Source organism: Streptomyces sp. NBC_01669, from assembly GCF_026339735.1.
Lineage (GTDB): Bacteria > Actinomycetota > Actinomycetes > Streptomycetales > Streptomycetaceae > Streptomyces > Streptomyces yanii.
This window is the reverse complement of the sequence record NZ_JAPEQG010000001.1, coordinates 1,614,381-1,627,790: the sequence shown is the minus strand read 5'-3', so window position 1 is coordinate 1,627,790 and position 13,410 is coordinate 1,614,381. Positions and strand designations below refer to the sequence as shown.

Annotated in this window: 13 protein-coding genes and 1 pseudogene; 4 read left to right on the top strand and 10 right to left on the bottom strand. The window is 69.9% G+C overall.

The features are described from left to right. Nucleotides 1-333: 333 nt before the first annotated feature. Both OG972_RS07265 and OG972_RS07260 read left to right on the top strand, forming a co-directional pair. Nucleotides 334-1,269, top strand: coding sequence for a RimK family alpha-L-glutamate ligase (locus OG972_RS07265; protein WP_266979358.1), 936 nt, complete (start codon nt 334-336; stop codon nt 1,267-1,269). Then, the gene (locus OG972_RS07260; RefSeq protein WP_266979357.1) at nt 1,266-2,105 is read left to right on the top strand and encodes a RimK family alpha-L-glutamate ligase; all 840 of its coding nucleotides are present in this window, start codon (nt 1,266-1,268) and stop codon (nt 2,103-2,105) included. The genes OG972_RS07265 and OG972_RS07260 overlap by 4 nt, the downstream gene beginning before the upstream one ends. 193 nt (nt 2,106-2,298) lie before the next feature. On the opposite strand, the gene OG972_RS07255 is transcribed toward OG972_RS07260, so the two are convergent. Together OG972_RS07255 and OG972_RS07250 are read right to left on the bottom strand one after the other, a co-directional pair. Then, on the bottom strand, nt 2,299-2,709 hold the full coding sequence (locus tag OG972_RS07255) for a VOC family protein (RefSeq protein WP_266979355.1): 411 nt from the start codon (nt 2,707-2,709) through the stop codon (nt 2,299-2,301). Nucleotides 2,710-2,794: 85 nt separating this feature from the next. After that, on the bottom strand, nt 2,795-3,154 hold the full coding sequence (locus OG972_RS07250) for a helix-turn-helix domain-containing protein (protein ID WP_266990322.1): 360 nt from the start codon (nt 3,152-3,154) through the stop codon (nt 2,795-2,797). Nucleotides 3,155-3,782: 628 nt separating this feature from the next. On the opposite strand from OG972_RS07250, the gene OG972_RS07245 reads away from it, so the two are divergent. Next, a complete protein-coding gene (locus OG972_RS07245) occupies nt 3,783-4,394 on the top strand; it encodes a bifunctional 2-polyprenyl-6-hydroxyphenol methylase/3-demethylubiquinol 3-O-methyltransferase UbiG (protein WP_266979353.1) in 612 nt (203 codons plus the stop codon). Here the strand turns inward: OG972_RS07245 and OG972_RS07240 are convergent. From OG972_RS07240 to OG972_RS07210, 7 genes are all read right to left on the bottom strand, one after another. Next, a complete protein-coding gene (locus OG972_RS07240) occupies nt 4,369-4,623 on the bottom strand; it encodes a hypothetical protein (RefSeq protein WP_266979351.1) in 255 nt (84 codons plus the stop codon). The two genes, OG972_RS07245 and OG972_RS07240, sit on opposite strands and share 26 nt — an antisense overlap. A gap of 74 nt (nt 4,624-4,697) precedes the next feature. After that, nucleotides 4,698-5,519 carry an N-formylglutamate amidohydrolase gene (locus tag OG972_RS07235; protein WP_266979349.1) on the bottom strand — a complete coding sequence of 274 codons (822 nt, stop codon included), beginning with the start codon at nt 5,517-5,519 and terminating at the stop codon, nt 4,698-4,700. Between the two features lie 148 nt (nt 5,520-5,667). Next, nucleotides 5,668-6,648, bottom strand: coding sequence for a sphingomyelin phosphodiesterase (gene sph, locus OG972_RS07230; RefSeq protein ID WP_266979347.1), 981 nt, complete (start codon nt 6,646-6,648; stop codon nt 5,668-5,670). 139 nt (nt 6,649-6,787) lie between these two features. Further along, nucleotides 6,788-7,408, bottom strand: a complete 621-nt coding sequence (locus OG972_RS07225) for a class F sortase (protein ID WP_266979345.1) — start codon at nt 7,406-7,408, stop codon at nt 6,788-6,790. Between the two features lie 78 nt (nt 7,409-7,486). Further along, on the bottom strand, nt 7,487-7,927 hold the full coding sequence (locus tag OG972_RS07220) for a hypothetical protein (RefSeq protein WP_266979343.1): 441 nt from the start codon (nt 7,925-7,927) through the stop codon (nt 7,487-7,489). A gap of 123 nt (nt 7,928-8,050) precedes the next feature. Continuing rightward, nucleotides 8,051-10,033, bottom strand: a complete 1,983-nt coding sequence (locus OG972_RS07215) for an ATP-binding protein (protein ID WP_266979341.1) — start codon at nt 10,031-10,033, stop codon at nt 8,051-8,053. Next, nucleotides 10,026-10,754, bottom strand: coding sequence for a response regulator transcription factor (locus tag OG972_RS07210; RefSeq protein ID WP_266979339.1), 729 nt, complete (start codon nt 10,752-10,754; stop codon nt 10,026-10,028). The genes OG972_RS07215 and OG972_RS07210 overlap by 8 nt, the downstream gene beginning before the upstream one ends. Nucleotides 10,755-10,927: 173 nt before the next feature. Here OG972_RS07210 and OG972_RS07205 point away from each other — a divergent pair, with 173 nt between their 5' ends. After that, entirely contained in the window at nt 10,928-13,102 is a 2,175-nt protein-coding gene (locus OG972_RS07205) for a hypothetical protein (protein ID WP_266979337.1), read from the top strand. Nucleotides 13,103-13,173: 71 nt separating this feature from the next. Here OG972_RS07205 and OG972_RS07200 read toward each other — a convergent pair. Beyond that, nucleotides 13,174-13,320, bottom strand: a pseudogene (locus OG972_RS07200) (aldo/keto reductase); the annotation flags it as partial. Nucleotides 13,321-13,410 lie beyond the last annotated feature (90 nt).

The following is a 13,410-nucleotide window of genomic DNA, read 5'->3' as shown; positions in this document are numbered from 1 at the left end:
CGATACGTACAGCTCGTCGCGAGCGCTCGTGACCCCGGGCGTCCCCGCTGTTCGACCCGTGCGCGTCACGATGTCTGCCCCCGGAACGGACCCGTACTTCCGCACTTCCGTACTCCGTGACCCGATAGCGGACTCGGCCGGTGCGAGGCCATCCACTCCATGGCCGCACCCTACGAAGATCTGTTTGGATGAGGGAACGCATCATCAGTAACACCCGGCCGGCGTTGCTTTGGGGTGAGCGTGACGTAGCGTTGCCCTTTTGGTGGTGTTCGGAAAAGCACCGCAAGGCATCGTTGTGCCCTCATCAGTCATGGGGCACCGAGGGGTATTGGGATGAAGCTCTGCTTCCTCGTCGAAGAGCTGTACCGGCATGACGGCATGCCGCTTGACGTGGCCCGACGACTGTCGTCGTGGGGACACCAGGTGGACGTGGTGCGCCCCGGCGGCTCGCTGCTGCGGATTTCGGAAGAGGTGCGGGCGGGGACCCATGACGCCTGGGTGCTCAAGACCGTGTCCGGCGGCCCCGGGCTCACCCTTCTGGAGGCCGCGGCGGCCGTGGGCCTGACTACGGTGAATGACGCGCGGTCGATCCGTGCGGTGCGCGACAAGGTCCTCACATCGGTCATCGCGCGGCAGCACGGGCTACCGGTTCCGGTGACCTATTCGGCACCCAGGGCCACACTGTTCGCGGATGTCCCCGACGAGCTCTTCCCCCTGGTGGTCAAGCCCGCCGATGGCAGCTCGGGGCGGGGGGTGCGGTTCGTGCCGGAACCCGGGTGCCTGGCGGAGGCGGAGCAGGCGGGGGAAGGCCAACTGATCGCACAGCCGTACGTGCCCAACGCTGGTTCCGACCTGAAGGTCTACTGTCTCGCGGGCGAGTTCCACGCGACCTTGCGACGCTCCCCGCTCCACCCGGACGGGCCGGTCCAGGAGGGAGCTGTCCCCCTGCCCGCCGAGGTGGCCGCAGCGGCGGCGAAGGTGGGGGCGGTCTTCGGCCTCGACCTGTACGGCATCGACGTGGTGCTCGGCCCCGACGGGCCCGTGATCGTCGACATCAATGACTTCCCGAGCTTCCGTCAGGTCCCGGACGCCGTGTCCCGGTTGGCCGGCACCGTCCTCGATCTGGCCAGGGCGGGTGGCAGCGCGCGGACGGGCGTACTCGCCCCGGCTCCGCGCATTCCCTCCCAGTCTCTGATCCCCTACGGACAGCCTCACCCGCACCCCGGAGCGGACATGCTGGCGGCCGTACCGGGAGTCGCCCAGATATGAGGGTGTGTCTGCTGACCGACAAGCCGGATCATCCGCTGCTTGCTGCCGCCTCTTTCGCACTGATCGAGGCGGAGCACCAGGTGACGTTCCTGAACCCGGACACCGGGACCGGATGCCCGTCGGAACTGGTGATCCCGGACGATCTCGCGGACGTCTACCTGCTCAAGGCCCACAACGCCCGGGCGCTGGAGCTTGCCCGTTTCCTCGAAGCACATGGTGCCCGGGTGGTGAACTCCGCCGCTGCGACGGAGCTGTGCCAGGACAGGAGCCGGATCGCAGCCGTGGCCGAAGGCGCCGGCCTGCCGATGCCCCGGACCAAGACCCTGGACACGCTGTCCGAAGCCCTCCCCGGAGCGGAGCGCCCGGAGTACGGCTATCCGCTCATGGTGAAGAGTCGCCACAGCCGGCGCGCGGACCTGGTCGCCCGCGTGGACGGCCCGGACGAGCTCCGGAACCTTGCCGCAACGTGGCCCGACGAGCCTGTCGTCCTGCAGGAGTTCGTCGCGAACAGCGGCTGGGACCACAAGCTGTGGGTGATCGCGGGAGAGGTGTTCACGGGGGTGCGCCCCGCACCGGTGGGCGCCCCGCCGGACAGTGCGCTGCCGGCGGCACTGGTCCGTGACCTGCCGCAGGACTGGACGGAAACAGCCCTTCACATGGGCGAGGTCTTCGGCCTGGACGTCTACGGTGTCGACCTGCTGGACCGCGAAGGGACGCCCGTCGTCGTCGACATCAACGCCTTCCCGGGCATCCGCGGGCCGAAGGGCGCCCCGGCCGCGCTGGCAGCCCTGGCGTTGCAGCGCCCCGGTTTCGCTCCTCCCGCCTATGAGGCCTGACACACCCAGGCCTCCACCAGGAACTCGCTCGGCGCGCCCGACCACGACACGTGCACCCCGTTGAAGATCGCGGCGGGTGTAACGCGGCCCGGCAGGCGACGGCGAGTTGGTCGCATCGCATCGCCGGGCCGCGCCACTGCTTCAATCGGTTGATGCACCGCCGTGATCCCGGCCGGCGCCCGCCCTCCGGTTCTCAACCCAGGAGCTGAGTGAAGCGGATGCTGTTGCCGAAGGGGTCGCGGAGGCCGCAGTCGATTCCGTATGGGCGGTCCGTGGGCTCATCGGTGAACTCCACGCCCCGGCCCAGCAGGGTCTCGTACGTTTTTCGGCAGTCGTCCGTGGTGAAGATGAGCGAGCCGCCCATGGCGCCCTTCGTCACCAGTTCGCGGACCTGCTGAGCCGTCTCCTCGGACATCGCTGGAGGTCCCGGCTTCTCCAGCAGGATCTGGCGTTCCGGATTGCCGGGGATGCTGACCGTGAGCCAGCGCATGAAGCCCATGTCGACGTCGGCGTTGACCTCCAGCCCGAGCTTGCCGACGTAGAAGTCGAGGGCCTCGTCCTGGTCGAGGACGTAGATCTGAGAGTGCGTGATGGCGTTGAACATGTGCATCACGTTAGTGGGCCGGCCCGGCGAAAACTTATCCAAAACTGCTCAGCCGACGGCCCATGTGGAGGGGCTGCACCGGCGCTCAGGCGCTCGGCCGCGTCCACGCCTTCGTGAAGCACGTGGGCACGTTCACGGCCGCCGTCTCCTTGCGGTACGTCCTCGGTGACCGGCCGACGATGTCGCGGAACGTGCGGCTGAAAGTGCCGGTGCTGCCGAACCCGACCTCGTAACAGATGTCCGTGATACTGCGGTTGGTCTCCCGCAGCAGGGACATCGCCCGCTCAACACGGCGGCGCTGCAGATAGCGGTGCGGCGTCTCGCCGAAGGTGGCCCGGAAGGTACGTGCGAAGTGTGCCGGGGACACATGGGCGATCCGGGCCAGGGCCGGGACGTCCAGCGGCTGCGCGTACGCGCGGTCCATCGCATCCCGTGCCCGGAGCATGCGGCGGTTGGTCTCTTCCACGGTGCGGCTCACGGAACCATCCCACCACAGGCTGCGAGGTCCTCGATGGCCTCCCTGACCTGCCGGCTTGCCGACGGGGGCCACGAGGCGCTCAGTACAGCCATCCGTCGACCGCCTCGCCCAGCCACTGCGGGTCACCCGGCCGGTAGACCGTCTTCGCCTCCGAGGCCTTCTGGAACAGTTCCTTCACCAGAAAGTCGTGGGCACCCATGCAGGAACGCTGCCCGAGTCTCGTGGTCGACGGGCGCGGCATCATGACGACAGGGCGCACGGCGGCCTCGCCTCACCCGCCGAGTCTGAGCCTGCTCGGTTCGGCGCTCCAGGCCATCCGGCACCGATACCCGTCGTATCCGTGGACGACCTGACCCGCTTCCGCACTCCGCATCCGTGGGTGACAGAGTCGCGAAGGTTCGTGAAGCTCGCACGGGTGGAGCGGAACTGGGTGTTCGTGTAGGGATGCCCTCACCGGGGTAGCGCCTGTGCAGGCTGTCGACGAACCGGCGGACAGCGTGCGAGGTGCGTGACCGTGGAGACCTGGGAATCCGAGAACGCGCGGAGTTGGACGGAGTACGGGCGGCGCCAGCTTCATAGGGGTTACCTTCCGCCCGTGGCTGACTCCATCGACTGGGGGTTCTGGGGAGAGAGCCCCGGAACGGAGGTTCTCGGCGAGGTCAGTGGCAAACGAGTCCTCGACATCGGCTGCGGCACCGGTCGCTACGCCGCTCACGTCGCCCGCGCGTGCGGCGCCCAGGTCGACGCGATCGATTCATCGGCCACGCAACTCCGGCGTGCTCTTGACCAGTACGGGGACATCCATGGGGTGAGTTTTGTGCACGGCGACGCGATTGAGTACGCGCGAGCCGGTGCGCCGTACCACGTCGTCTACTCCGTACACGGTCTGAGCTACATCGACCCGGACCGGGCGCTGCCTGTCATCCGGGACGCACTCCGGACCGGCGGCCGACTGGTGTTCTCGGTTCTGCACACCAACGCGGACCGCGTGGGTCCCTCGGAGAGTGTGCGGCCACGTATGGAGGACGTACGCCTACGCGGCCACGCTCCTCTCCCCGTGCACATGTGGGTGCTTGCGCCGAACCTGTGGGCAGATCTCTTGTTCCGGCACGGGTTCGACGTTGAAGGCGTCGAGATCCTGGCGGCTCCGGACGCGGGCAACCCGGTGCGATGCCAGCTCGTCAGTGGCGTGCGCTCAAGGCCGTGACAGCTGTCACGACGGTGCTCCCGAGGCCGATGACCACCCACCACCGCCGACCGTCGACGTCCACGCTCCAGGTGGACTTGACCCACTTGCCGGTGTCGGTCCGTACGTCGGCGGAGACCAGTTCCCAGGTATCCGGATCGAACTCGACGAGCCGGCCAGTCGGGGCGTGCCGTCCCGCCAGTCGCTCAAGCGCGTGCCGGCCGGTTCGTAGCGATACAGGCACCCCCATGATGTGTCGCACCCGCGTGAACAGTGCGTCCGGACCGGACCGGACATGGAATCGTGCCGTGGCGAAGCGAGGGGTCATGCTCGCGCCCCCGGCTCGCTCGCCCCGGACACTGCCCCGACCAGATCGGCCAGTGCCGAAGCCAGCGCGGTCAGGCCGGGGCCGGCAGGTCCACCTGGCTCGGACATGTACACATCGCGACGGATCTCGATCATCAGGGCGCTGACGCGCGGGTCCGTGCCGTAGTGCTTCAGCGGTACGTACGTACCGGCGAAGGGGCTGTTGATGCCGGTGCCCCCGAAACCGGCGAACGCCTTCTCGGCCTGGGCGAGGAGATCCGGCGGAGTGTGGAAGGCGTCGGTGCCCAGGCAGATCGGTGGGCGCGTTCCGGAGCCGTGGAGTTCGTAGGGGAGCGGGGCCGTCGGGTAGGAGTGGACGTCGATGATGACGGCGCGGCCGGTGGCGGCCAGTCGTTCGTCGACGGCGGTGGTCATGGCTTCCGCGTAGGGGTGGAAGTAGCGGTCGATCAGGGGCTCCGGATCCACTGCCGGTGAGCGGAGCTGCTCGCGATGCGTGGTCTGCGTATAGACCGCGCCCATGCCGACCGCCAGCATCTCCTCACGCTCGTCGGGGAACCTTTCGGGATCGATGACGAGCCGCGACAGGTTGTTGACGAATCGCCAGGGCGTGACGGGAGCAGCCAGAGCGGCTTCGGCGGCCAGCTCGGCCGTATGGGAGTCCGTGATGTGGTCGAGCTCCAGCTCCAGGTCCTTGTCGTCCAGCTCGATTCCGGTACGCACCTGCTCGGGGATGTGGCGAGCCGAGTGCGGCACATGCAGCAGGACCGATGAGGCGATCCCGCCGGGCAGAAGGCGAAACGGCTGGTGTGCGTGGAGCATCGAGGGTTCCTTCGGGGCGGATCGTCGCTGGGTACATCGACGAGGCGGAGTGCCGGGCCTGCGGCACTCCGCCTCGTCATATCCGATTGTCCACCGACGGTGTTCGAGTGGGGCGACGGGGGTGACGGGGGTGCGGGGTTCGGATCCGCTATCGGGAGGAAGCGATCAGCGGGTAGTGGTCGGAGAGGTTCGTGTATGTGTAGTCCGTGCCCCAGCTGGAGACGGTCCAGGGCGTGCTCTGCTCCTTGACCACCTCGTTCGTCCAGCTCGCCGGCTTCGCGTGCCCGGTGCGGTGCAGGACGTAGTCGAGGTCCTCGCGCGGGTCGTCGGGGTAGCGGTCGACGGCGATCGAGTTGTCCTGGGTGTCGAAGGAGTACCGGTGTCCGGTACGGGCATCGGCTCCCGTCAGTCCGGCGCCGGCGAGCAACGACGCGTACTCGGGGGAGTGGGAGTCGACGTTCAGGTCGCCTGCCACGATGACCTCTTCGGACGCGGGGATGTTCTTGGCGTCGAGGAAGGCGTCGATCTGCTTGAACTGCCGGCTGCGCATCTGCGCCGCCTCGCCCGCCTTGCATCCGGAGTCGGTCGACTGCGCGTGGGTCCCCACCACATGGACCTTGGTGCCGTTGACGTTCAGTTCGGCGTAGACGAAGCCCTTGTTGGACCACCAGTCGCTGCCACAGGCGTCCTTGTAGATGAACTGCTCCTTGTGGACGATCGGCCACTTGCTCAGTACGGTGACCCCGCCGTCCTCCGGAGTGGTGGCCGAGTAGGCGCCGCCGGTGGCGTCCCAGCCACTCCTGCTCCGGCCCATCACCGGTGTCTGGTAGGGGTATTGAGCGGACGCGTTCCGTGCCAGCGCGTCGGAGGCGGAGTTGTCGAACGCCTCCTGGAGGACGACCACGTCATTGCCCTGGAAGAAGGAAGCCTTCGGTATCTCCGCGGCTCGGTGGTCCTGTCCCCAGTTCGGGTAGAGGTTCTTGCTCATCAGGAACGTGTTGTACGTGAGCACGCGCAGGGACGGGACGTCGGCCGCCGAGGCCTGAGGGGCGTTGGCGACCAGCGTGACGGCGGCGAGCGCGGCGGACAGTGTCACGCCGGAGGCGCGGCGGAGGACGGTGAGCGGCACGGGGTCTCCTGCATCTGCTGATGGGGGTGGGACAGGCAACACACATCCAACCAGCGGGAGTTACTCATGGGTAGACGTTGGGTGTCGGGAGGCTTTCCATCGCGTACCCATGGTGGTGGAGGCCTCGTCGGGCGTGCCGTCAGCGGGCGGTCGCGTAGACGATGAGGTTGTCCACCGGGTGGCCCTGGGCGTCGAATGCGCCGTCGCAGGTGATGAGACGGAGGGCGCGGTCGTCGGTGCTGCCGTACACCTTCTTCGTGGGGAACGCCTTCTTGCTCACGGACTCCGTGCCGGTGACGGTGAAGTGGGTTGCCTGGCCTTGCTCGTCGCGCACGACGATGTCCGCGCCCTTGCCGATCTTCTTCAGGTCGTGGAAGACCGCCCTGCCGAACCGGGTGTCGTTGTGTCCGATGAGGACGGCTGCTCCGCGCTCGCCCGGGATCGCACCTCCCGTGTACCAGCCCGCCGTCATGCCCTTCTCCGCCGGTGGGACCTCGACGGTGCCGTCCGCGTTGAGGCCGAGCGGCAGCAGGGAGCTGGTCACTCCGATCGAGGGGATCGCCACCTGGGCGGGAACCGCGGGCTGTTCCACCCCGGGGGAGGCGGGGGAGGCGGGGGAATTGGGGGAGTGCGTGGGGGAGCGGACAGGGGGTGCCGGCTCCGCGGCGTGGGATGTGCAGCCGGTGAGGAGGGCGAGCGTGAGGCAGGCGAGAGCCGTCAGCGCGGCGGATCGCTGGGGTCTTTGGTGCGCAGGGGACATGCGGGCTCCGGAGCAGGGGACAGGAGGGGCGGAGACGGGCGGTGGCGCCGCCCATGAGGGGCGGCGCCACCGCAAGGGTCAGCCGTTGCGGTGTGCGGTCGCGCGGCGGCGGCGCAGGACCAGAGTGCCCGCGCCCCCGAGCAGGGCCGCGGCGGCGACCGAACCCGCGACGGCGGTGGTGGTGTTGCTCGTCGTGCCGATCGGGCGCTCACCCGCGGCCACGCCGCCACGCGGCTCGGCGGAACCACGCTTCAAGGGCGCGGCCGGGACCGGGCTGGGCCTGTCGCCCGCGGCCACGCCGCCGCGGGGCGCCACCGACGGTCCCTCGCCACGTGCGGGCCTGCTCGACCCGGCTTCCGGAGCGGGCGCCGGGGTCCGCTCGGTGGACGTCACCGAAGGGCTGGGCGTTGCGTCGGAAGGGACCGATGCGAGGGCCGTGGCGGAGGGGAGGAGTACTGCGCCCGCCGCGACGGCGGTGAGGACGGCGGTGCGCAGGGTCGGACGGGGACGGTGGGACATACGTGGCTCCAGTTCCAGCCCGGCCTTGGTGGTGCCTGGATGCCGATTCGCACCAGGCGCCGGGCATGCCGTCAGCCTCGCGTGAACTTATGAAGAAGCTGTCAGATCGCTGTGGTCATCGCATCAGCCCTGATGGTCCGGCGCGGCCTCGTCCGGACGGTCCGACGGCGCCGGTGGCCTGCCCACCGGTGTGCGATGCGGACCCGTCGGCAGGCGCAGCGTGAAGACCGAGCCCTTTCCTTCCGTACTCGCGGCGCTCACTGCGCCACCATGCGCCTCGGCGAGTTTGCGGACGATGGCCAGGCCGAGTCCGCTGCCGCCGGTGCGGCGGCTCCGCGACTTCTCCGCGCGCCAGAAACGGTCGAAGACGTACGGGAGGTCCTCGGGCGATATGCCGCTGCCGGTGTCCTCGACGTCGACGACCACCTCGTCACCTGACTCGGAGCCGTACGCGCTCAGGGTCACGCGCCCGTCCGGAGGTGTGTGGCGTACCGCGTTGGACACCAGGTTGCCGAGGGCCTGCCGCAGCCGAACCGGGTCGGCGGTCAGGGGGAGAGGCGGGGGCCCGGGGTCCGCCGTGCGTACCGTCAGCGTCACTCCGGCCGTCTCGGCGCGGGCCTGGTGCGCCGCGGCGACCTGGCCGAGGAGGTCGTCGATCCGTATCGGCGCCGGGTGCAGACGCAGCGCGCCCGCGTCGGCCGCGGCCAGGTCCTGAAGGTCGTCGACGATGTGCTGCAGTTGAACGGCCTCTTCCAGGAGCGAGGAGACGAAAGCCGGGTCGAGGTCGGCCACGCCGTCCTGCGCCGCCTCCAGCCAGCCGCGGATGTTGCTCAGCGGGGTGCGCAACTCGTGGGCGACGTCGCTGACCATCACTTTCCGTTGTTCCTCAAGGCGTGCGCGATGTGCCGTCATGTCGTTGAACGTGGCGGCCAGTCGCCCGATCTCGTTGTCCGCGGTGACCGGCACGGGCGCCGACTCCTCGCCGTCCCGCATCCGCTGGGCGGCACCGGTGAGTGCCTGCAACGGCCGTACGAGCCGGGCTCCAGCCAGTACCGAGGCGCCGACGGTGAGGGCGAGGACCAGGGCCGCGACACCCGCGATACGGGCGGTGTTCGCCGGTGAGAGATCGAAACCGGGGACGGTGGCGCCGCCCGCGTCCCCGATGAACAACAGTGCGGGCGAGGCGACGTACGAACTGAGCTGCTCGCGGCGGGCGGTGCCCACGCATGACGCGATCGCCCGGTCGTTGTCGCTGCTCTGGACGGTCGGTACCGGGACGGGGGTAGGGGTGGACGGCCGACGGGCCGGGCCTGCGCTCGGTTCCGGCTCGGGGTCCTGGCCCCAGGAGAGGTCCAGGCGCAGGTGAACGGCTGCGCGGCCCTGGCGATCCAGGCAGGCGTTCGCCAGCTTATTGAGCGCGTCGAGTGCCTTCTTCTCGGTTTCGGTGGGTCTGTCCAGCGTGTCGGTCGAGCATCTGGTGCCAAGGATCCGGTCGGGGTCGTTGCCGACGATCTGGATGCGGGGGCGCCCGCTCGGTTCCTCGACGACGTCCGAGGCGATCCCGGCGTCGTTCAGGCACGCCACGCCCCGGTCGGCGGTGCGACGCAACTGCGTACGTTCGGCCGGAGGCAGGCGGAACGGTCCCACGGCCCGCGGGTCGACGCGGTCGGCCGAGGCGCCGGTCGTTCCGGAGGATTGTGCCGCCAGCGCTGTGTCCACGGAGAGCGGGTCGACTATGGCCGACGCCTGTGTGGGAAGCGCGGGCGGGGACGCCCCGGTCGCGGAGTCGGCGATGATCTCCCGGCCCTGGGTGGTCAGGGCGATCCGGCGGCCCGACCGCGTCGCCAGATCGCGCACCGTCTTGTCGACACCGTCCCACTGGGAATGACCCGCCGCGTAGCCGAGGAGCTCGGTGTAGATCCGGGCATCCGCGGTGAGGTTCTGGCCCTGCTCCCGCTTGATGGCACCAGAGGTGGTCTGTACGGCGAGCCAGGCGGTGGCCGCCACCGAACAGGCCGCCACCAGCGCCGATACGGCCAACAGCCGCCCGAGCAGACTCTTGCGTAGCGGCAGTCGCCGGCGGTCGACCCGTCCACGGCTACGCACGCGACGCGCTCCTTGAGGGGTCGGTCAGTTTGTATCCGACTCCGAAGACGGTGAGCAGCCGGGCCGGCTTCCGCGGGGCGGGCTCGATCTTCTTGCGCAGGTTCATGATGTGCACGTCGACCGTGCGGTCGCTGATGTACCGGTCGAAGCCGTGCAGCTCCTCCAGGAGCCGCTGCCTGCTGAAGACCCGGTCGGGCTCGGCGGCCATCGCGGCGAGGATGCGGAACTCGCCCGGCGTGCATTCCACCGGCGTACCGTCGACCGATATCTCGTGCCGGGCGGGGTCGACCCTGAGTGCGCCCACGGAGAGCACCTCGTCAACGGTGTCCGTGGAGGGCGCCACCTTCTCCGACCGCTTCGTGCGGCGCAGGAGCGTACGGACCCGGGCCATCAGTTCGCGCGGGCTGTACGGCTTGGTCATGTAGTCGTCCGCGCCCAGGTCGAGACCGAGCAGCAGATCGTCCTCGGTTGTGCGGGCCGTCAGCATCAGCACCGCCAGCTCCCGGTGCTCGGCCCGCAGCACACGTACCACGTCGAGCCCGTCCGCCCGCGGCATCATCACATCGAGCACGAGCAGGTCGGGCTTCCCCTGCCGCACCTCGTCGAGCGCGGCAAGACCGTCCCCGACGACGGTGACCGCGTGCCCTTCGCGTTCCAGATAGCGGCGTACGAGTTCGGCCTGCTTCGGGTCGTCTTCCGCGACGATGACGTTGGCGCACACCCGGACGATCGTAGAGGAGTTCGGATCGCCACTCCGGCCCGGCGGGAAGCGGACCTTGCCCTCTCCGAGCCGCTCCCCCACTGCGCACTCTCCGCCCCCGCCCGTGGGCAGGCTCTTGCCGCACCGGCCGCCACGCCCTCCGGGGTGAGGTGGGTGCCCGGACGGTCACGGCGGTGGAGAACAGGATCGGTTCGCGCGGGCGGTTCGGGGACCGCTACCGTGCGGTCGGACGTGGACCGTACGACAGGACAGGCAGGGCCGGTGTGATGCGGATGTTCTTCGCGCCCGAGGAGACCGAAGAATACGAGGCAGCGTGTTCGCTGCTGATCCACCGGATGGGTCAGTGGGCCGGGGAGCGCGGCGAGAGCGTGGACCCCTTCGTCGTCGAGACGGCGCTCGATTATCGCCATCGAGGTACCCCCGACGGGCGACTGGGGCTGTGGGAACCCCGGCACATCGAGGCGTATCTGCTGGACTGGCTGCCGCGCACGATCACCGTGCTGCCCGGCGAGGAGCCGGCGGATGTGCCCGGCACGCTCGCAGCCCTGCTTCGCTACCTCGATGCGATGGGCCTCAGCGACCCGCGCGGGGCCTCGCTGGCCGACAACCTGGCTGCGATCGAGACCCTCGCACCGCGGCACGCCCCCGCCATGGCTGACCGCAGCCGATGGGGAATGGCGAAGTTCTGGACGACTACCGCAGCCGAGCAGGGTGTCGACATCCACGATCCGGCGGCGCTTCAGCGCTTCGTGGAGCGGGCTCAGCGAGGCGAGGTGACGTACGACCAGGACGTACTGGACGAGGTGGTGCGCAACCATCTGACGCGCGGCCCGGCGGCCGTGACACGCGCCGAACCGCAGCTGCCGGTCCTGCTGCCCGCGGAGAAGGAGCTGCGTGCGCGCGCCGAGACGTCCCGCGCGCTGCGGTGGCTGCGAGGGATCGCCGACTGGGCGGGCCCCGAGGGGCGCGTGCTCACCGCGACGGGCCACCTGCGAATGGCAGACGCGCGAGCCCTCGTCGCCGAGCTGGGGACAGGCGACGCGGTGGATTCGGTGCGCTCCTCCACGCAGCTGTCGCGGCTGGGGCTTGCGGTCGAGTGGGCGAAGAAGGCCCGGCTGGTACGGGTGGTCAAGGGGCGGCTCTACGCGGTCGCCAAGGCGCAGCCCCTGCTGAAGGACCCGCTCGCGCTGTGGCGGCGTGCCTTCGAGACCTTCTCCGAGCTGCGCGGACCACTCCTGGGTACCCGCAGCAGCCGACATGTCGAGTCGATGCTCTTCGACAGCTTCCAGGACATCGTGCCGGATGTTCTCAACACCCTCTACAGCCTTCCGCACGCCATGCCCTGGCCCCGGCTGCGCGACTCGCTGCACCTGGCCTACCGCGCCGAGTACGACCTGACCGGGTACTACGCCTGGAAGATGGAACTCGGACATGCGGACCGTGATCTGCGCACCGCACTGGACGTACTGGAGGACCTGGGCGCGATCAAGCGGCACGAGGGCATGGCCGACCCGGTCTTCCTCGACCTACCGCTCGAGGAGTCCGTGCTGCCGCCCGCCGGGATGCCGCCGGAGCTCGCCGAGCTCTTCGGCGCCGTCGCCGGTGGACAGAGGGAGAGCGAGGATGCCGAAGAGCGGAGCAAGGAGCAGCGGGCGGAACTGACCGGCGGACCCGTCGAGTTGATCCGCCTCACCGCCCTCGGACACGACTCCGTACGCCGTCGGCTGCTCACCGAGGGGCGTGATGCCCCGCTCGTCGGTGAACTCGCCCATGCCCCCGCCGCCGGGCTCCTCGGCGTCATCGCCGAGCACTACGACCCGGACGCCGCCCGCACCGAACTCGCTGCCTGGGTCGCCGCCCGGGAGAGCCCTGCCGAAGCGTTGGAGAAGCTGACGGACGCGGTGCGCGCGGCCCCGTTCCGTACCCGCGCCGAAGCCATGCTGGACGCACTCGTCGACGCGTACCCGGACGGCGAGGCCGTGCTGCGCGGCCTGCGCGGCGACCCGCTCCTCGCACCCACCGCCCTGAGTGTCCTGGTACGCCGGGAGGTCCTGGATGCCGAGGACCTCACCGAGGCCGAGAGCCTCCTCATGGTCGCCGAGAGTCTGCTCCAGCTCCTGGAGACGGCGGGCCCCGAGAGCTTCCTCGAAGTCCTGGGAGGCCAGGAACTCTCCGCCCGTGAGGCTCTTGAAGCCGCCCTCGTATCCGGTCATCCCGACCGGTCGGGCCTGGCGGACCTGAAGGCGGTCGCCGAGCAGGCCCGTCGGCAGCCGGCTGTGCGTCTGGGCCGCGGCCATCAGCGGCGCCGGCCAGGCCGAGGCGGCAAGGGCGGCAAGCGGCGGCGGTGACGCCGCTGCGGGACACCGGACCGGGTCAGCGGCCGAGCGGCCCAATTGCCGCCTCTTCGTGGTGGCCATGGGGCCGGGGTGAGGTTGTCGAGCTCCTCGATCTGCTCGGCGCTCCGTTCGACGCCAGCGGCTGCGGTGGTCTCCTCGACGCGCTCGGTGCCCGGGATCGGGGCGACGTCCTCGTCCTGGGCCGGCAGCCAGGCCAGGGCCACCTGCGACCGGAACCCGTATCCACCCGCGGACAGTCACGGCGGAGGAGAACCGGATCCGTGCGTGCGGGTCGCTTCGGGGGCTGCCGGCGTGCGCCG

What these genes read in the sequence shown, in the direction of transcription:
- OG972_RS07265 (WP_266979358.1), top strand. Translation starts at nt 334, where the DNA reads ATGAAGCTCTGCTTCCTCGTCGAAGAGCTGTACCGGCATGACGGCATG.
- OG972_RS07260 (WP_266979357.1), top strand. Translation starts at nt 1,266, where the DNA reads ATGAGGGTGTGTCTGCTGACCGACAAGCCGGATCATCCGCTGCTTGCT.
- OG972_RS07255 (WP_266979355.1), bottom strand. Translation starts at nt 2,709, where the DNA reads ATGTTCAACGCCATCACGCACTCTCAGATCTACGTCCTCGACCAGGAC.
- OG972_RS07250 (WP_266990322.1), bottom strand. Translation starts at nt 3,154, where the DNA reads ATGCTCCGGGCACGGGATGCGATGGACCGCGCGTACGCGCAGCCGCTG.
- OG972_RS07240 (WP_266979351.1), bottom strand. Translation starts at nt 4,623, where the DNA reads ATGGGGGTGCCTGTATCGCTACGAACCGGCCGGCACGCGCTTGAGCGA.
- OG972_RS07235 (WP_266979349.1), bottom strand. Translation starts at nt 5,519, where the DNA reads ATGCTCCACGCACACCAGCCGTTTCGCCTTCTGCCCGGCGGGATCGCC.
- OG972_RS07225 (WP_266979345.1), bottom strand. Translation starts at nt 7,408, where the DNA reads ATGTCCCCTGCGCACCAAAGACCCCAGCGATCCGCCGCGCTGACGGCT.
- OG972_RS07220 (WP_266979343.1), bottom strand. Translation starts at nt 7,927, where the DNA reads ATGTCCCACCGTCCCCGTCCGACCCTGCGCACCGCCGTCCTCACCGCC.